The organism is Arthrobacter phoenicis (assembly GCF_047238215.1).
Taxonomy (GTDB): Bacteria; Actinomycetota; Actinomycetes; order Actinomycetales; family Micrococcaceae; genus Arthrobacter.
Genome location: NZ_JBDFMK010000001.1, coordinates 3,458,972 through 3,476,366 on the forward strand (window position 1 = coordinate 3,458,972; position 17,395 = coordinate 3,476,366).

18 protein-coding genes are annotated in these 17,395 nt (G+C 69.3%); all 18 read left to right on the forward strand.

Annotated elements, in window-relative coordinates; genetic code table 11:
• The first annotated feature begins 78 nt into the window (after window positions 1–78).
• The 18 genes from ABC337_RS16405 to ABC337_RS16490 all read left to right on the forward strand — a co-directional run bounded on the left by ABC337_RS16405 (window position 79) and on the right by ABC337_RS16490 (window position 17,385).
• On the forward strand, window positions 79–1,545 hold the full coding sequence (locus ABC337_RS16405; protein WP_412883048.1) for a replication-associated recombination protein A: 1,467 nt from the start codon (window positions 79–81) through the stop codon (window positions 1,543–1,545).
• A gap of 188 nt (window positions 1,546–1,733) precedes the next feature.
• Window positions 1,734–2,360, forward strand: a complete 627-nt coding sequence (gene rpsD, locus ABC337_RS16410) for a 30S ribosomal protein S4 (protein ID WP_290257734.1) — start codon at window positions 1,734–1,736, stop codon at window positions 2,358–2,360.
• Between the two features lie 142 nt (window positions 2,361–2,502).
• The gene (locus ABC337_RS16415) at window positions 2,503–2,877 is read left to right on the forward strand and encodes a DUF948 domain-containing protein (protein ID WP_290257735.1); all 375 of its coding nucleotides are present in this window, start codon (window positions 2,503–2,505) and stop codon (window positions 2,875–2,877) included.
• Between the two features lie 30 nt (window positions 2,878–2,907).
• The gene (locus ABC337_RS16420) at window positions 2,908–3,153 is read left to right on the forward strand and encodes a DUF6167 family protein (RefSeq protein WP_290257736.1); all 246 of its coding nucleotides are present in this window, start codon (window positions 2,908–2,910) and stop codon (window positions 3,151–3,153) included.
• 87 nt (window positions 3,154–3,240) lie between these two features.
• The gene (alaS, locus tag ABC337_RS16425; RefSeq protein ID WP_412883047.1) at window positions 3,241–5,919 is read left to right on the forward strand and encodes an alanine--tRNA ligase; all 2,679 of its coding nucleotides are present in this window, start codon (window positions 3,241–3,243) and stop codon (window positions 5,917–5,919) included.
• Window positions 5,920–5,928: 9 nt separating this feature from the next.
• On the forward strand, window positions 5,929–6,543 hold the full coding sequence (gene ruvX, locus ABC337_RS16430; RefSeq protein WP_412883046.1) for a Holliday junction resolvase RuvX: 615 nt from the start codon (window positions 5,929–5,931) through the stop codon (window positions 6,541–6,543).
• Entirely contained in the window at window positions 6,524–8,284 is a 1,761-nt protein-coding gene (gene mltG / locus ABC337_RS16435) for an endolytic transglycosylase MltG (protein WP_412883045.1), read from the forward strand. The genes ruvX and mltG overlap by 20 nt, the downstream gene beginning before the upstream one ends.
• Complete coding sequence (locus ABC337_RS16440) at window positions 8,281–9,141, forward strand: shikimate dehydrogenase (RefSeq protein WP_412883044.1); 861 nt, start codon at window positions 8,281–8,283, stop codon at window positions 9,139–9,141. The genes mltG and ABC337_RS16440 overlap by 4 nt, the downstream gene beginning before the upstream one ends.
• A 26-nt stretch (window positions 9,142–9,167) precedes the next feature.
• The gene (gene aroC, locus ABC337_RS16445; protein WP_412893293.1) at window positions 9,168–10,367 is read left to right on the forward strand and encodes a chorismate synthase; all 1,200 of its coding nucleotides are present in this window, start codon (window positions 9,168–9,170) and stop codon (window positions 10,365–10,367) included.
• Window positions 10,367–10,963: a shikimate kinase gene (locus ABC337_RS16450; RefSeq protein WP_412883042.1), complete on the forward strand. Its 597-nt coding sequence runs from the start codon at window positions 10,367–10,369 to the stop codon at window positions 10,961–10,963. The genes aroC and ABC337_RS16450 overlap by 1 nt, the downstream gene beginning before the upstream one ends.
• A complete protein-coding gene (gene aroB / locus ABC337_RS16455; protein ID WP_412883041.1) occupies window positions 10,960–12,051 on the forward strand; it encodes a 3-dehydroquinate synthase in 1,092 nt (363 codons plus the stop codon). The genes ABC337_RS16450 and aroB overlap by 4 nt, the downstream gene beginning before the upstream one ends.
• On the forward strand, window positions 12,051–12,569 hold the full coding sequence (locus tag ABC337_RS16460) for a tetratricopeptide repeat protein (RefSeq protein WP_412883040.1): 519 nt from the start codon (window positions 12,051–12,053) through the stop codon (window positions 12,567–12,569). The genes aroB and ABC337_RS16460 overlap by 1 nt, the downstream gene beginning before the upstream one ends.
• A 147-nt stretch (window positions 12,570–12,716) precedes the next feature.
• Window positions 12,717–13,280 (forward strand): elongation factor P, encoded by a 564-nt coding sequence (gene efp, locus ABC337_RS16465; protein WP_056739180.1) that lies wholly within the window; start codon window positions 12,717–12,719, stop codon window positions 13,278–13,280.
• Entirely contained in the window at window positions 13,280–13,690 is a 411-nt protein-coding gene (gene nusB / locus ABC337_RS16470; protein WP_290257744.1) for a transcription antitermination factor NusB, read from the forward strand. The genes efp and nusB overlap by 1 nt, the downstream gene beginning before the upstream one ends.
• 221 nt (window positions 13,691–13,911) lie before the next feature.
• Window positions 13,912–14,523, forward strand: a complete 612-nt coding sequence (gene pyrR, locus ABC337_RS16475) for a bifunctional pyr operon transcriptional regulator/uracil phosphoribosyltransferase PyrR (RefSeq protein ID WP_412883039.1) — start codon at window positions 13,912–13,914, stop codon at window positions 14,521–14,523.
• Window positions 14,520–15,518, forward strand: coding sequence for an aspartate carbamoyltransferase catalytic subunit (locus tag ABC337_RS16480; RefSeq protein ID WP_412883038.1), 999 nt, complete (start codon window positions 14,520–14,522; stop codon window positions 15,516–15,518). The genes pyrR and ABC337_RS16480 overlap by 4 nt, the downstream gene beginning before the upstream one ends.
• Entirely contained in the window at window positions 15,518–16,867 is a 1,350-nt protein-coding gene (locus tag ABC337_RS16485; protein WP_412883037.1) for a dihydroorotase, read from the forward strand. The genes ABC337_RS16480 and ABC337_RS16485 overlap by 1 nt, the downstream gene beginning before the upstream one ends.
• Window positions 16,867–17,385 (forward strand): PH-like domain-containing protein, encoded by a 519-nt coding sequence (locus ABC337_RS16490; protein ID WP_412883036.1) that lies wholly within the window; start codon window positions 16,867–16,869, stop codon window positions 17,383–17,385. Before ABC337_RS16485 ends, ABC337_RS16490 begins: the two co-directional genes overlap by 1 nt.
• The last annotated feature ends 10 nt before the right edge of the window (window positions 17,386–17,395 follow it).

Sequence of the window (17,395 nt, forward strand, 5' to 3'; positions counted from 1 at the left end):
TGGAATGGGCGGGCGGGAAGCGTGAGGGCGGTCGGCGGCCGTGCGGGGACCGTCCGGAACTAGAAGTAGCCTATCTATGTGGATGATCTCTTTGGTGCAGGGCAGGACAAGGCGTCCGCGAACAACGACTCCGACGCCGACGACTTCGGCGATGAGTCAGGCGACGGCGACTCCGCCCGCGGCCACTCGTCCCACGGCTCCGGCCGAGCCGCCCCGCGCAGTCCTCTGGCCGTCCGCATGCGTCCGCGGACCCTGGATGACGTCGTAGGCCAGCAGCACCTCCTGGGCCACGGCTCCCCGCTGCGGCAGCTCGCCGCCGGCAGCAACGCCACCGGACCGGCCGGCCCCAGCTCACTGATCCTCTGGGGCCCTCCCGGCACCGGCAAGACCACCCTGGCCCACGTGATCGCCAAGGGCCCGGGGCGGAAATTCGTGGAGCTCTCGGCGATCACCGCCGGGGTCAAGGACGTCCGCCGCGTGATGGACGAGGCTCTGACCGCGCGGGACCTCTACAAGACCACCACGGTCCTGTTCCTGGACGAGATCCACCGCTTCAACAAGGCCCAGCAGGACGCGCTGCTGCCCGGCGTCGAAAACCGCTGGGTGGTCCTGGTGGCCGCCACCACGGAGAACCCGTCCTTCTCGGTGGTCTCCCCGCTGCTCTCGCGCTCCCTGCTGCTGACCCTCAAGCCCCTCACCGACGCGGACATCGAGGGCCTGCTGCTGCGCGCCGTCGAGGACCCCCGCGGCCTGGGCGGCTCGGTATCCCTGGAGGGGGAGGCCCTGGCGCATCTCGTCCGGCTCTCCGGCGGCGACGCGCGCCGCGCCCTGACCGCGCTCGAGGCGGCCGCCGGCGTCGCGTTCGGCGACGCGGACGACGTCGACGGCGCCCCGGCCGACGGCGCGCCCGTCAGCATCGAGCTCAAGCACACCGAACGCGCCCTGGACGTCGCCTCGGTCCGCTACGACCGCGCCGGAGACCAGCACTACGACGTCGCCAGCGCCTTCATCAAATCCATCCGCGGCTCCGACGTGGATGCGTCCCTGCACTATCTGGCCCGGATGCTGGAGGCCGGCGAGGACCCGCGGTTCGTGGCGCGCCGCATCGTGATCTCCGCCGCCGAAGACGTGGGCATGGCCGACCCCACCGCCCTGCAGACCGCCGTCGCCGCCGCGCAGGCGGTGCAGCTGATCGGCATGCCGGAGGGGCGGATCATCCTCGCCGAGGCCGTGGTGCACCTGGCCACCGCGCCGAAGTCCAACGCCGCCTACCTCGGCATCAACCAGGCGATTGCCGATGTGCGGGCCGGGATGGGCAACGGCATCCCCGCGCACCTGCGCGACGCCCATTACCCGGGCTCCAAGCAGCTGGGCCACGGCAAGGGGTACAAGTACGCCCACGACGCCCCGCACGCCGTCGCCACCCAGCAGTACCCGCCGGATGACCTGGTGGGCCGCAACTACTACCAGCCCACCGCTAACGGCGCCGAACGGGACATCTCCACCCGGCTGGAGCGGCTGCGGAAGATCATCCGCGGCAGCTGAGCCGTGATAGTCTTGAACGTTGTCTGGCAAGGCACGGACGCATAATCCTCTGAACTCGCGGCAGTTTCGGCTGTCACGATGCTCTGCGGGTTGGCTCTGCGCCCAGTAGCAAAAGGCAGCGGTTGGCCGATGCTCTCCATCGTGGAGGCCAGTAACACTGACACACCGCAGATATTGGAAGGACACAAGTGGCTAACAACACTCGTGCTCGCCGTACCGCACGCCTCTCGCGCGCACTCGGCATTGCTCTGACCCCCAAGGCCGCCAAGTACATGGAGCGCCGCCCGTACGGCCCCGGTGAGCATGGCCGTGCCCGCAAGAAGCAGGACTCCGACTACGCCGTTCGTCTGCGTGAAAAGCAGCGTCTGCGCGCCCAGTATGGCATCCGTGAAGCCCAGATGACCCGTGCCTTCGAAGAAGCACGCCGCACCAAGGGCCTGACCGGTGAAAACCTGATCGAACTGCTCGAAATGCGTCTCGACGCCCTCGTGCTGCGTGCCGGCTTCGCCCGCACGATCGCCCAGGCCCGCCAGATGGTTGTGCACCGCCACATCATGGTTGACGGCGTCCGCGTTGACCGCCCGTCGTTCCGCGTCGGCGAGGGCCAGCTGGTCCACGTCCACAGCCGCAGCGAAACCATGCCTCCGTTCCAGGTGGCAGCAGCAGGCGCGCACCGCGATGTCCTGCCGATGGTTCCCGCCTACCTGGACGTCAAGCTCGAGTCCCTGCAGGCACGCCTGGTTCGCCGCCCGAAGCGCTCCGAAATCCCCGTGACCTGCGAAGAGCAGCTCGTCGTGGAATTCTACGCACGCTAGATCCAACGCGAGACCTACAAAGAAGCCCGTGGCAAGCGCCGCGGGCTTCTTTGTAGGTAAGGTACTTGAGGGAGTCCGCCGCCACGCATTATGGCGGGGCGGCCCCGCAGTAATCCACGGAGTTTCAAGGAGATGAACGTCTATGACTGGTGGCGATATTGCCGGCCTGATCGCGGCCGGGGTGTTTGCACTCCTGGTCCTGCTGCTCGCCGTGCCGATCCTGAAGCTCGGGGGAGTGTTCGACGAGGTGCGCAGCACCATCCGCTCGCTCAGCGACGGCGCCACCCCGCTCATGGATGAGGTCACCGCCACCGTCTCCACCACCAACCAGCAGCTGAAGAAGGTTGACGGGATCGCTGCCAACGTCTCCGACGCCTCCGCGAACCTCTCCGCCCTGTCCTCCCTGGTCGCGGCCACCGTGGGATCGCCGCTGATCAAGGTCGCCGCCTTCAGCTACGGCGTGCGCTCGGCGTTCTCCGCGCGCAAAAAGCCCTCCTCCGGCCGCCGCAGCCGTTGACCCGGCCCGCTCCCGCTGAAAGAAGCTGACATGAACAGGATTCTCTGGATGGGCATCGGCGTCGCCGTCGGCGTCATCGCGTTCCGCAAAATCACCCAGGCGCAGACCGCGCTGGGCCCCGAAGGCATGAATCGCGCCGTGGGCCGCCTGGCCGACAGCGTCTACGACTTCGCCGACGCCGTCCGAACCGGCATGCGCGACCGCGAGAGCGAACTGCGCTCGGCGCTGGGAGTCGACGACGCCGCCGCCCCCGCCCGGGACGCGCTGCGCCGCTAGGCCACCCGCCACCACCGAACCACCCGATGCCACCGGTGCGTCGCCACCTACGTTGTAAAGAATTATTGAAGGGTTAGTAACCAGGTTATGAAGTCGCAGGAGATCACCAAGCGCTGGATCGATTTTTTTGTCAGCAAGGGACACACTGCCGTGCCCTCCGCCTCCCTGGTCTCCAGCGACCCCTCCCTGCTGTTCACGGTGGCTGGCATGGTCCCGTTCATCCCGTACCTCACCGCCCGTGAGGAGCCGCCCTACTCGCGTGCCACCAGCATCCAGAAGTGCATCCGCACCGGCGACATCGAAGAGGTGGGCAAGACCGCCCGCCACGGAACCTTCTTCCAGATGTGCGGCAACTTCTCCTTCGGCGATTACTTCAAGGAAGACGCCATCAAGTTCGCCTGGGAGCTGCTGACCACCAGCGTTGACGACGGCGGCTACGGACTGCCGCCGGAGCGCCTCTGGGTCACCGTCTACGAAGAGGACGACGAGGCCAAGGAACTCTGGCTGAAGAACACCGGCGTCCCGGCCGAGCGCATCCAGCGGATGGGCAAGTCGGACAACTACTGGTCCACCGGCCAGCCCGGCCCCGCCGGCCCCTGCTCCGAGATCTACTACGACCGTGGCCCCGCCTACGGCATCGAGGGCGGCCCGCTGGCCGACGAGACCCGGTACATCGAGATCTGGAACCTCGTGTTCATGCAGTACCAGATCGACAATGTCCGCTCCAAGGTGGACTTCGACATCACCGGCGAACTGCCCAAGAAGAACATCGACACCGGCCTCGGCATGGAACGCCTCGCGATGATCCTGCAGGGCGTCGAGAACATGTACGAGACGGACCAGGTCCGCCCCGTGATCGACAAGGCCGCCGAGCTCTCCGGCAAGGCCTACACCTCCGCCGAGACCCCCGAGGACCCGCACCACACCGACGACGTCCGCATGCGCGTCGTCGCCGACCACATCCGCTCGGCCCTGATGCTGATCGCCGACGGCGTCACTCCCTCCAACGAAGGCCGCGGCTACGTGCTGCGCCGCCTGATCCGCCGCGCCGTCCGCTCCATGCGCCTGCTCGGCGTAGAGAAGGCCTGCCTGCCGGAGCTGCTCCCGGCCTCCCGGGATGCCATGAAGGGTGTCTACCCGATCGTGGAGACCGACTTTGACCGGATCAGCCGGATCGCCTACGCCGAGGAGAAGGCGTTCCTGCGCACCATCGCCTCCGGCACCGCCCGGCTTGAGGACGCGGTCAAGGAATCCAAGTCCGCCGGCCGCCCGCTCTCCGGCGCCGACGCCTTCGCGCTGCACGACACCTACGGCTTCCCGATCGACCTGACCCTCGAAATGGCCGAGGAAGCCGGCCTTAAGGTCGACGAGCCCGAGTTCCGCAAGCTCATGCTGGAACAGCGCCAGCGCGCCCAGGCCGACGCCAAGGGCAAGAAGGGTGCCCACGCGGACATGAGCGCCTTCCAGGAGCTCCTGACCGCAGGCGAGACCGTCTTCACCGGCTACACCGAGCTCGCCGGTGAGTCCACGGTCCGCGGCATCCTCGCCAACGGCCGCAAGGTGGGCCACGCCGCCACCGGCGAGGAGATCGAACTCGTCCTCGCCGAGACCCCGTTCTACGCCGAGGCCGGCGGCCAGGCCGCCGACACCGGCCTGATCACCGGCGACGGCTTCGTCGTCGAGGTCCTGGACGTGCAGCGCCCCATCAAGGGGCTCAGCGTCCACAAGGCGATCGTCCGCGAGGGTGAAATCGGCGCCGACGCCCGCGTCCTCGCCGCCGTCGACCGCGAACGCCGGCACGCCGCCGAGCAGGCACACACGGGCACGCACATCGTGCACGCCGCCCTGCACCAGATCCTCGGGCCGGAGGCGCTGCAGCGCGGCTCCTTCAACAAGGCCGGCTACCTCCGCTTCGACTTCTCCTGGGGCGAAGGCCTGAGCACGGCCACCCGCTCGGAGATCGAGGAGGTCGCAAACATCGCGATCCGCAACAACTACGAGGTTGAGACCAAGATCATGGGCCTGGCCGAGGCGAAGGCCCTCGGCGCCATGGCGCTCTTCGGCGAGAACTACGGCAACGAGGTCCGGGTCGTGGAGATCGACGGCGCCTGGTCCCGCGAGCTCTGCGGCGGCACTCACGTGTCCAACACCTCACTCATCGGCAGCCTGTCGCTGCTGGGTGAGCAGTCCGTCGGCTCGGGCAACCGCCGCGTCGAAGCCTTCGTCGGCATGGACGCCTTCCGGCACCTCGCCGCCGAACGCGCCCTGGTTACCGAGCTCACCGACATGCTCAAGGTGCCCTCCGGCCTGCTCACCGAGCGCATCGCCGGCACCCTCGCCAAGCTCAAGGCCACCGAAAAGGAACTTGAGCGGCTCCGCAAGGAGCAGCTCACCGCTGCCGCCGCGCAGCTGGTGGGCACCGCCAAGGACGCCTCGGGCGTGAAGGTCATCGCCCACGACGCCGGACAGATCGGCGGCGCGGAAGACCTGCGCGGCCTGGCCCTGGACCTGCGCACCCGGCTCGGCTCCGACGCCGCGGCCGTCGCGGTGGCCGGAGTTAGCAACGACCGCCCGGTGATCTTGGTGGCCACTAATGAGGCCGCCCGTGAGGCCGGGGTCAAGGCCGGCGCGCTGGTCCGCCTGGCCGCCGGCATTCTCGGCGGTGGCGGCGGCGGCAAGGACGACGTCGCCCAGGGCGGCGGCACCGACGCCAGCAAGGTGGGGGCTGCCCTGACCGCCGTCGTCGACGCCATCACCAAGCGCTAAAGGCCGCGGATGGTTGAAGCTATGGTGCCCGGCGGCTACCTCCGGGGCGTGAAGCTCGGGGTAGACGTCGGCACCGTCCGCGTGGGAGTGGCCGTGTGTGACCCTGACGGCATCCTGGCCACCCCGCTCCGGACGCTCAAGCGTGACGCCAAGAAGGCCTCGGACGTCAGGATCCTGGTCCGGGAGGCGCTCGAGCGCGATGTCGTGGAAATTTTTGTCGGCCTGCCCCGCACCATGAAGGGGGAGGAGCACGCCTCCGCGACAATGGCCTCCGACTATGCAAAGCTACTGGTCAGTACCCTGCGGGCGGCCGACGCCGACATTCCCGTATGGCTGGTTGACGAGCGTCTGAGCACCGTTTCAGCGCACCGGGACCTGCACCAAGCTGGCATGAGCAGCCGCGACCACCGTAAAGTGGTTGATCAGGTTGCGGCCGCAGGGATACTGCAACACGCAATCGATATGCAAAAGGCCAGGGGGACGGAAGTGGGTCGCCGCGTCAGCGCGGACCCGCAGCCGGGGCCGACCGGTGGCGGCGCTCAGGCCGCCCCGGACTTAGACGCGCATTCTGCACAACGCATTCTGCCCGAAATGGAAGGCTACAGTGAGCCCGGTCAACAATGACGAGTCCTCTGGTTTTGCCACTGGCGGCGCAGACCGCCCGCTGACGCGCAAGGAAATTCGGGCCCAGGAGAAGTTCCTGGCGACCCAGAACCACGAAGTCGTCCCGCCGCAGGCCTATGTCACGGGCCAGGAGGAGCAGGACGCCCCCGAGGCGCCGTCCCGCCAGGAGCCCGTGCACGAACCTGTCCAGGAGCCCGTGCACCAGGAGCCCGTATACGCCGAGCCCGTGCAGCAGGAGCCGGTCCACGCCGAGCCCGTGCCTGAGAAACCGGTCCACGAAGCGCCGGTCCACGACGCGCACACCGACCAGGTGCCCGTGCACGAACCGGCCCAGCAGCCCGTCCATGTCGAGCCCGTGCCCGCCGAAGAGGCGCACCACGAGGCCGGCTACGCGGCTCCCGCCTTCGCAGAGGCCGCCCACGAGGAGCCGGCCCAGGAGCTGCACGACGACGCGGCCCACGAGCCAGTCCACGAATACGCCGGGGGCCTCTCCCGCGAGGAAACCCTCCGCCGCGCCGACGCCCTGCAATACGGCCACGCCGCCGAGAGCGGCGCCTACTACGACGATCACCACGAGGACGCGGCCTACGCCGAACACCCCCTCGAAGACCACCACGACGAAGAGGAGCACGGCCGCGATCTGATCGGCGCCGCGAGCATCCCCGTCGCCAAGGGCCCGTCCAAGAAGGTCCGGCGCCGCCGCCGCTTCCTGGCCCTGGTCCTGACCCTCGCCGTCTTCGTCGTCGCAATCGTCGTCGGCGCCCAGTTCATCAAGCCGCTGCTCGGCGGCAACACCGTGGCGGACTACCCGGGCCCCGGCACCGGCGAGGTCACCATCACCGTGCCCGCCGGCGCAGGCCCCAAGTCCGTGGCCGCGGACCTGCAGGCCAAGCAGGTCATCGCCAACCCGGACAACTTCGTCAAAGCCTTCGTCGCTGCCGGCGGCGCCCTCACCCCGGGCACCTTCAGCATGCGCAAGGAAATGAACAACACCGATGCCGTCAACATCCTGCTGAACAAGGGCAGCGGCAAGGTCATGTACTTCGCCCTCAGCGCCGGCATGCGCATCAACGAATCCCTGCAGGCCATCTCCGAGGGCACCGGCGTGCCGGTCCCGGAACTCAAGGCGCTCAGCGACTCCCCGGCACAGTTCGGGGTTCCCGCGAAGGCCAAGAATCTTGAGGGCTTCCTGTTCCCCGGCGAATACCGGTTCCCGCTGGGCACCTCCGCCAAGGACGTCCTGACCAAGCTGGTCGGCAGCACCCTGGACGAGCTGAAGGCCCAGGGCATCACCGACCCGGCCAAGCAGTACGACGTCCTGACTGTCGCCAGCATCGTCCAGGCCGAGGGCGGCCAGGCCGAGTACGGTGACGTCGCCGGTGCCATCTACAACCGCCTCAAGCCGAACAACACCGAGACCGGCGGCCTGATCCAGTCCGACGCCACCGTCACCTACGGTCTGGGTATCCGCAGCTTCCACATCGACGAGGCGCAGAAGGCGGACAAGTCCAACCCGTACAACACCTACGCCAACCAGGGCCTGCCCGCCGGTCCGATCGGCTCACCGGGCAAGACCGCCATCGACGCCGCCGCCAAGCCGAAGACGAACGACTACCTCTACTGGGTGACGGTCAACCTGGACACCAAGGAGACCCTGTTCGCCAAGACACTGGCGGAGCACAACGTCAACGTGGCCAAGTACAACGCCTGGTGCAGCGCCAACCCGAACCGTTGCGTGTGACCGGACGGGCGGCCGTCCTCGGCCACCCCATCGGGCATTCGAAGTCCCCGGCCCTGCACTGGGCAGCCTACGCGGCGCTCGGCGCGGACATCGGCTACGAGGCGATCGACGTCACCGTCGACGCCCTGCCCGGGTTCCTGACGACGGTCCGCGCCGATGACAGCTGGCGCGGCCTGTCCGTGACCATGCCGCTGAAGGCCGCCATGGCCGCGGCCGTGGACGAGGTCCGCGGCGTGGGGGAGACCCTCGGCGTGGTCAACACCGTCGCATTCGAGCCCGGGCCCGCAGGTCCGCGCCTCGTCGGGTACAACACCGACGTCGCCGGCATCGTCAACGCCCTCCGCTACGCCGGCGCCCGGGACGCGCCGTCGGCCGCCGTGCTGGGCGGGGGTGGAACGGCCGCGGCCGCCGTCGCCGCCCTCCGCGAGCTCGGCACCGCCTCCGCCACCGTTTACGTCCGCGACGCCGGCCGGGCCGCCGAGGTCCGCGCCGCCGCCGCCGGCGTCGGCATCGACCTGCAGTTCCGGCCCCTCACCGAGGCCGCCCGTGAACTCCCCGGCTTCGACGTCGTGGTCTCCACCCTGCCCCCGCGGGCCGCGGACGGAACCGGGGCGGACCTTGCCGCCGCCGGCGCCGCGACGCCGGGCATCCTGCTAGATGCGGCGTACGACCCGTGGCCCAGCCGGATCGCCGCGGCATGGACCGCGGGCGGCGGAACGGTGGTCCCCGGCCTGGAAATGCTGCTCTACCAGGCAATCGAGCAGGTCCGGCTTTTCGCCGCCGTCGACGGGCCGATGCCCGCCGAAGTCATAGATGTGATGTGTGACGCAGTCGGGGCACCTCGACGGGTGTTCTAAGTGCCGCACATGGCAGGATGGAAGCTATGTTGCGTTGGTTGACCGCCGGTGAATCCCATGGCCCGGCACTGGTCGGAATTATTGAAGGCGTCCCCGCCGGCGTCGAACTCAGCAGTCCCCGGATCGTCGAGGCCCTTGCCCGTCGCCGGCTCGGCTACGGCCGCGGCGCCCGGATGAAGTTCGAACAGGACGAGGTCAGCATCCTCGGCGGTGTCCGCCACGGCCTGACCCAGGGCGGCCCCGTCGCCATCCAGGTGGGCAACACCGAATGGCCCAAGTGGGAACAGATCATGTCCGCGGACCCGGTGGACCCGGAGACCCTCGCGGACCAGGCCCGCAACGCACCGCTGACCCGGCCCCGTCCCGGCCACGCCGACTTCACCGGCATGCAGAAATACGGCTTCGACGAGGCCCGCCCCGTGCTGGAACGCGCCAGCGCCCGCGAGACCGCCACCCGCGTGGCCCTCGGCTCGGTGGCCGCGGCCTACCTCTCCCAGCTCGGCATCGAGCTGGTCTCCCATACCGTTTCCATCGCCACCGTCTCCGTCCCGGAGGGCAAGCCCCTGCCGGTGCCCTCGGACGTACTGGCCCTCGACTCGGACCCGCTGCGCTGCTTCGACCGCGAAACCTCCGACGCCATGGTCGCCGAGGTCGACGCCGCCCACAAGGAGGGCGAAACCCTCGGCGGCGTCGTCGAGGTCCTCGCCTACGGCCTGCCGCCGGGACTGGGCAGCTACGTCCACTGGGACCGCCGGCTGGACTCCCGCCTGGCCGCCGCCCTGATGGGCATCCAGGCGATCAAGGGCGTGGAGGTCGGCGACGGCTTCCTCACCGCCTCGCGGCGCGGCTCGGCCGCCCACGACGAGATCGTCAAGGACTCCGAGGGCCGGATCATCCGCACCTCCAACCGCGCCGGCGGGATCGAGGGCGGCATGAGCATCGGCGACGTCCTGCGCGTACGCGCGGCCATGAAACCGATCGCCACCGTGCCCCGGGCGCTCAAGACCGTCGACGTCGCCACGGGCGAGGCCGCCAAGGCCCACCACCAGCGCTCCGACGTCTGTGCGGTCCCGGCCGCCGGCGTCGTCGCCGAGGCCATGGTGGCGCTGGTCCTGGCGGAGGCCGTGGCCGAAAAGTTCGGCGGTGACTCGGTTGCCGAGACCGCCCGCAACCTCAAGGGCTACCTGGACAACATCCCGGCGTCCCTGGACTCGATCGGCCACTAGTGCCTGCCAGTGAAACGCCGCGCCGGCAGGCCGGCAGCCGGCGCCCGATCGTCCTGATCGGGCCGATGGCCGTCGGCAAGTCCGCCATTGGCCAGCAGCTGGCCCAGCACCTCGGCGCCCGGTTCATCGACACCGACGCCGAGGTGGTCAGTCAGCACGGCGCCATCGCGGACATCTTCGCCAGCCGCGGCGAGTGCGCCTTCCGTGAGATGGAAGCCCGGGCAGTGTCCCGTGCCGTGGAGGACGCCGCCGACTCGCCCACCGTCATCTCCCTCGGCGGCGGCGCCGTGCTGGACTCCGGCACCCAGCAGCTGCTCGCCGGCTGCACCGTGGTTTACCTCGAATGCGACGCCGGCACCGTGGCGGACCGGATTGCCCGGAACTCCGGCCGGCCGCTGCTGGCCGGGGACGCCATGGAACGCTGGCGGACCCTCTTCGCCACCCGCCAACCGGTCTATGAACGCCTCGCCGACATCGTCCTGGACGTCCGCCACGGATCCGTAGCGGACCTGGCACACCGACTTGAAGATGCGCTCCGGCGCCCCGCCGGCACCGCCGCGGCGGCCCCGGCGGCAACAAAGAAAGTGGAACTGTGAGCAACGAATCAACCACCATCCCCGTCACCGGCCAGTCGGCGTCGGAGAACTACGACGTCGTCGTCGGCCGCGGCCTGCTCGCCGGCCTCCCGGCGCTGCTGGGGGAGCGGGTCAAGCGCGTCCTCGTCATCCACCCGCGCGCCCTGCGGCTCACCGGCGACACCGTCCGCGAGGAACTCGGCACCGCCGGCTTCACCGCCCTGACCGCGGAAATCCCCGACGCCGAAGAGGGCAAGCACATCGAGGTCGCCTCCTTCTGCTGGCAGGTCCTCGGCCAAAACGACTTCACCCGCTCCGACGCGATCGTCGCCGTCGGCGGGGGAGCGGTGACCGACCTCGCCGGCTTCGTCGCCGCCACCTGGCTGCGCGGCATCAAGGTGGTCCACATGCCCACCAGCCTGCTCGGCATGGTGGACGCCGCCGTCGGAGGCAAGACCGGGATCAACACCGCCGAGGGCAAGAACCTGGTGGGCGCGTTCCACCCGCCCGCCGGCGTCCTGGCCGACCTGGACACCCTGGACACGCTGCCGAAGAACGAGATCATCTCCGGCCTCGCCGAGGTCATCAAGTGCGGCTTCATCGCCGACCCGGCCATCCTCGACCTGATTGAGAAGGACCCCGCGGCCGCCACCGACCCTCGCTCGGAGGTTCTGCGCGAACTCATCGAACGCGCCATCACGGTCAAGGCTCGCGTGGTCTCCGAGGACCTCAAGGAAACCGGACAGCGCGAAATCCTGAATTACGGCCACACCCTGGGCCACGCGATCGAACTCGCCGAACGCTACTCCTGGCGGCACGGCGCCGCCGTCTCCGTCGGCATGATGTTCGCCGCGGAACTTGCCCGCAGCGTCGGCCGGCTCAGCGACGCCGACTTCGACCGGCACCGGGCCATCCTGGAGAGCCTGGGCCTTCCCACCACCTACCGTCGCGACCGCTGGCAGGCACTGCTGGACGGCATGCGCCGGGACAAGAAGTCCCGCGGCGACCTGCTGCGCTTCGTGGTGCTCGACGGCGTCGGACGCCCGGGAATCCTCGATGTCCCGGACACCTCGCTGCTCTTCGCCGCCTACCAGGAGATTGCCTCCTGATGATCAGCGACAACGGCGGCACGAGCGAGTGGCCGGATGCCGGCTTCCCCGGCATCCGGATCAACCCGCGCACGCTCATGCCGGAACTGGTCAACGAGGAGGCCTGCGCCGACGCCCTCGCCGCGTCGCAGGACCCCACCGACCTGATCTTCGTCCGGCTCGTCGAGGGCCACCCCGGGGAGGCGGCCGAGCTGCTCGCCGAGGCCCGGTACAAGGACCCCGACTCCTTCCGGCTCCGGATGTTCGAGGCGGAGGTGCTGCGGGTCTCGCACCGCTCCGACCGCGCCGTCGAACTCTACCGGCAGCTGCTGGCCGAGGCACAGGGCACCCCCGAGGAGGCCTCCGTCCGGCAGCACCTGGGCCGCTCGTACTTCGCCGCCGGCAACAACGCCGCCGCCGTCGAATCCTTTGCCAAGGCCCTGGATCTCCGGGTGGCCGGCGCCGCCGACGCGGCCCTGATCTACTCCTCGACCGTGGCGCTGCAGCGCGCCCGGGATGTGCTGGACCTGGCCTCCTGAGGGACCCCGTCCGGCACCGCTGCCGCAAAGCCGGTAGAATGGATCTTGGATTTTTGAAAAACACGCGCGGAACCGCCCTTTGGGCGCGCCCGCATGGCATACACGGCTGGCGGCTTAGACCGGCCATTGACGAAACCTGAGGATACTGTGGCAACGACCAACGACATCAAGAACGGAACCGTGCTGAAGCTGGAAGGCCAGCTCTGGAACATTATCGAATTCCAGCACGTCAAGCCCGGCAAGGGCGGCGCCTTCGTCCGCACCAAGATGCGTAACGTCATGTCCGGCAAGGTTGTCGACAAGACCTTCAACGCCGGCCTCAAAATCGAGACCGCCACCGTGGACCGCCGCGACTACCAGTACCTGTACCAGGACGGCGCCGACTTCGTCTTCATGGACACCTCGGACTTCGACCAGCTGACCGTCCCGGCCGCCACCGTGGGCGACGCCACCAACTTCATGCTCGAGAACCAGATGGTCAACATCGCCATCCACGAGGGCAACCCGCTCTACATCGAACTGCCGCCGAGCGTCGTGCTGGAAATCACCTACACCGAGCCGGGCCTCCAGGGCGACCGCTCCTCCGCCGGCACCAAGCCTGCCACCCTGGAAACCGGCTACGAGATCCAGGTGCCGCTGTTCGTCGAGAACAACACCAAGGTCAAGGTCGACACCCGCGACGGCAGCTACCTTGGCCGGGTCAACGACTAGTGAGCGCCCGCGGTAAGGCCCGCAGCAGGGCCCTGGATGTTCTTTTCGAGGCAGAACAGCGTTCCGTCTCCGCATTCGATGTGCTGCGCTCCCGTCGTGAACAGACGGATCAGGTCATCAACCCCTACACCCTGGAAATCGTCGAGGGCGTGGTCTCCCACCAGGCTGCCATCGACGAGTTCCTCGAAACCTACTCGCAGGGCTGGTCGCTGGAGCGGATGCCGTCCGTGGACCGCATCATCCTGCGCGTGGGCACCTGGGAGCTCCTGTACAACGACGACGTCCCCGACGGTGTCGCGGTGAGCGAGGCGGTGGCGCTGGCCAAGACGCTCTCGACGGACGAGTCCCCGTCCTTCATCAACGGCCTGCTGGGCCGGCTGCAGCAGCTGAAGCCCTCGCTGCTGGCCTGATCCGGCCGGCACCGAAGCGCCCTCCATGACGGGGGACTCTGCGGCGAAAACTCCGGGCCGGTGCCCGCCATCACGGCGGGCACCGGCCCTTTCGCGTCTCCCCGGTGTGATGCACACCGCGTCCCGGAGGCCCGAAGCGCCGGGGCCCGTGTGGTAATTTGGGAGAGCAAATGTTCCTTTTTTAATTCCGTCCCGTGAGGCGGGGAAAGGGGAGACGAGCGATGACTTCTGTTCCGGAATCACCGGTACCGGCGACGGTTCAGCTGAGCCGCGTCGTGCTCAGCCAGGCCGACATCGACCGGGCACTCACTCGTATAGCCCACGAAATTCTCGAGTCCAACAAGGGCTCCCAGGACCTGGTCCTGCTGGGCATCCCGCGCCGCGGCTACCCTCTGGCCGTCCGGCTCGCCGCGAAAATCGCCGCTGCCGATCCCTCCGTGGATCCCGCCGCCATCGTCGGCCAACTCGATGTCACCATGTTCCGTGACGATCTCTCCCACCAGCCCACGCGGCCCCCGTACCCCACGCAGCTCCCGCGCACCGGCATCGACAACAAGGTCGTCGTCCTCTTCGACGACGTCCTCTACTCCGGCCGCACTATCCGCGCCGCCCTCGACGCCCTCGTGGACCTGGGCCGGCCCCGGATTGTCCGCCTGGCCGTCCTGATCGACCGGGGCCACCGCGAACTGCCGATCCGCGCCGACCACGTCGGCAAGAACCTGCCCACCTCCTCCGCGGAGAAGGTCCGGGTCCGGCTCGAGGAAACCGACAGTGCGGACGGCCGGCCCGTCAACGAGGTCGTCATCGAGGCAGCCGTCGAGGCCACCGCATGAGGCACCTGCTCTCCACCGGGGACCTCAGCCGCGCCGACGCGATCCGCATCCTCGATACCGCCGAGGAAATGTCCGCCGTTGGCGACCGCGAGGTCAAGAAGCTCCCGGCCCTCCGCGGACGCACCGTGGTCAACCTCTTCTTCGAGGACTCCACCCGCACCCGCATCTCCTTCGAGGCCGCCGCCAAGCGGCTCTCCGCGGACGTGATCAACTTCGCCGCCAAGGGCTCTTCGGTTTCCAAGGGCGAATCGCTCAAGGACACCGCCCAGACCCTCGCCGCGATGGGCGCGGACGCCGTCGTCATCCGGCACTGGGCCTCGGGTGCCCCGCACCGGCTCGCCGCCACCGACTGGATCGACGCCGGCGTCATCAATGCCGGCGACGGCACCCACGAACACCCCACCCAGGCCCTGCTGGACGCCTTCACCATGCGCCGGCATTGGTCGAAGCTCGCCGGCATCCCCTCCACCGGGGCGGACCTGACCGGCATGCGCGTCGCGATCGCCGGCGACGTCCTGCACTCCCGGGTGGCCCGCTCCAACGTCTGGCTGCTGCGCACCCTCGGCGCCCAGGTCACCCTCGTCGCGCCGCCCACGCTGCTGCCCATCGGCGTCGAACACTGGCCTTGCACCGTCAGCTATGACCTGGACCAGACCCTCGCCGGCGGCGTCGACGCGATGATGATGCTCCGGGTCCAGGGGGAGCGGATGAACGCCTCGTTCTTCCCCACCACCCGGGAGTACTCCCGCCGCTGGGGTTTTGATGACAACCGCCTCCGCGCCCTGGACACCCTGGGCCTGAAGGACACCATCATCATGCACCCCGGCCCGATGAACCGCGGCCTGGAGATCTCCTCCGCCGCCGCAGATTCGCCGCGGTCCACCGTCCTGGCCCAGGTCCGCAACGGCGTGTCCGTCCGGATGGCCGCCCTGTACCTGCTGCTCTCCGGCGACACCCGCGAGTCAGTCCCCACCCACTCCAAGGAGAGCCACTGATGGCACCGCAGCACCAGACCGGCAGCTACCTCATCCGTGGCGCCTCGATCCTCGGCGGACCGGCCGAAGATCTTCTCATCCGCGACGGCGTCATCGCCGCCCGCGGCACCGACCTCGCCACCGAGGATGGCGCCACCGTGATCGATGCGCACGGCCTCGTTGCGCTGCCGGGCATGGTGGACATCCACACGCACCTGCGCGAACCCGGCCGCGAGGACGCCGAAACGGTCGAAACCGGCACCCGCGCCGCCGCCCTGGGCGGCTACACCGCCGTCCACGCCATGGCCAACAGCAACCCCGTCGCTGACACCGCCGGCGTCGTCGAGCAGGTCTTCAGCCTGGGCCGCACCGCCGGTTGGGCCGACGTCCGCCCGGTCGGCGCCGTCACCGTCGGCCTGGCCGGCGAGCAGCTCGCCGAACTCGGCGCCATGGCCGACTCCCGCGCCCGGGTCCGGGTCTTCTCCGACGACGGCATCTGCGTCAGCGACCCCGTCCTGATGCGCCGCGCCCTCGAATACGTCAAGGCGTTCGACGGCGTCGTCGCCCAGCACGCGCAGGAACCCCGGCTCACCGCCGGCGCCCAGATGAACGAGGGCGCCGTCTCCGCCGTCCTAGGCCTCGCCGGCTGGCCCGCCGTGGCCGAGGAAAGCATCATCGCCCGCGACGTCCTCCTCGCCCAGCACGTCGGCTCCCGCCTGCACGTCTGCCACGTCTCCACCGCCGGGTCGGTTGAGATCATCCGCTGGGCCAAGTCCCGCGGCATCAACGTCACCGCCGAGGTCACCCCGCACCACCTATGGCTCACCGACGAACTGGTCCGCAGCTACGACCCCGTCTACAAGGTCAACCCGCCGCTGCGCACCGACGACGACGTCCAGGCCCTGCGCGCCGCCCTCGCCGACGGCACCATCGACGTGATCGGCACCGACCACGCCCCGCACCCCAGCGAGCACAAGGAGTGCGAGTGGGCGCAGGCGGCCATGGGCATGACCGGCCTGGAAACCGCCCTTTCCGTCGTCCAACACACCATGATCGAAACCGGCCTGATGGACTGGGCCGACTTCGCCCGCGTGACGTCCACCACGCCCGCCGCGATCGGCCGGGTGGAAGACCAGGGCCGGCCGCTGGAGGCTGGGGAACCCGCGAACGTCATCCTGGTGGACGCGGCTGCGCGCTGGAGCGTTGACCCTTCTAAGATGGCAACCATGGGCCGCAACTCTCCATTCGCCGGCCGGGAACTCCCGGGCAAGGTGATGGCCACCTTCCTGCACGGCCACCCGACCGTCCTCGACGGCGCGCTGAACACCCCCTTCCGCTGGGACGCCGCGGACACGGCGGGGCGCCCCTGATGGTCAAGGAACTCTCCCTGCTCCTGGTGCTGGTCCTCGTGGCCGTCGCGCTGGTGCTGATCGGGCTGGGCTGGCGCAACCGGCTCCGACGCCAGGCGGACATCCCGGCGCTGCCCGAGGCCCCCGTCGCGCTTGGCCCCGCCCTGGCCGAGGCCGAGGGCCAGTACGTGGCCACCACCACCGCGGGGGACTGGCTGGACCGCATCGCCGTCCACGGGCTGGGCCTGCGCACCAACGCCGGCCTCTCCGTGCACCGCGAAGGCGTCCTGTTCGACCGCGCCGGCGCGGGCCCGCTCTTCATCCCCGTGGAACGCCTCACCGGCGTCCGCCAGGAAAGCGGCATGGCCGGCAAGTTCGTGGAACAGGACGGGCTCCTGGTCCTGAGCTGGATGCTCGGGACCCGCGAGCTGGACACCGGATTCCGCAGCCGCCGCGCCGAGGACAAGACCGCCCTCCTGACCGTTCTCAATGATTTGATCTCCGCTGCCCCCCAGGCAGAAGCCGAAAGTGGAAAGTAACGACGTGACG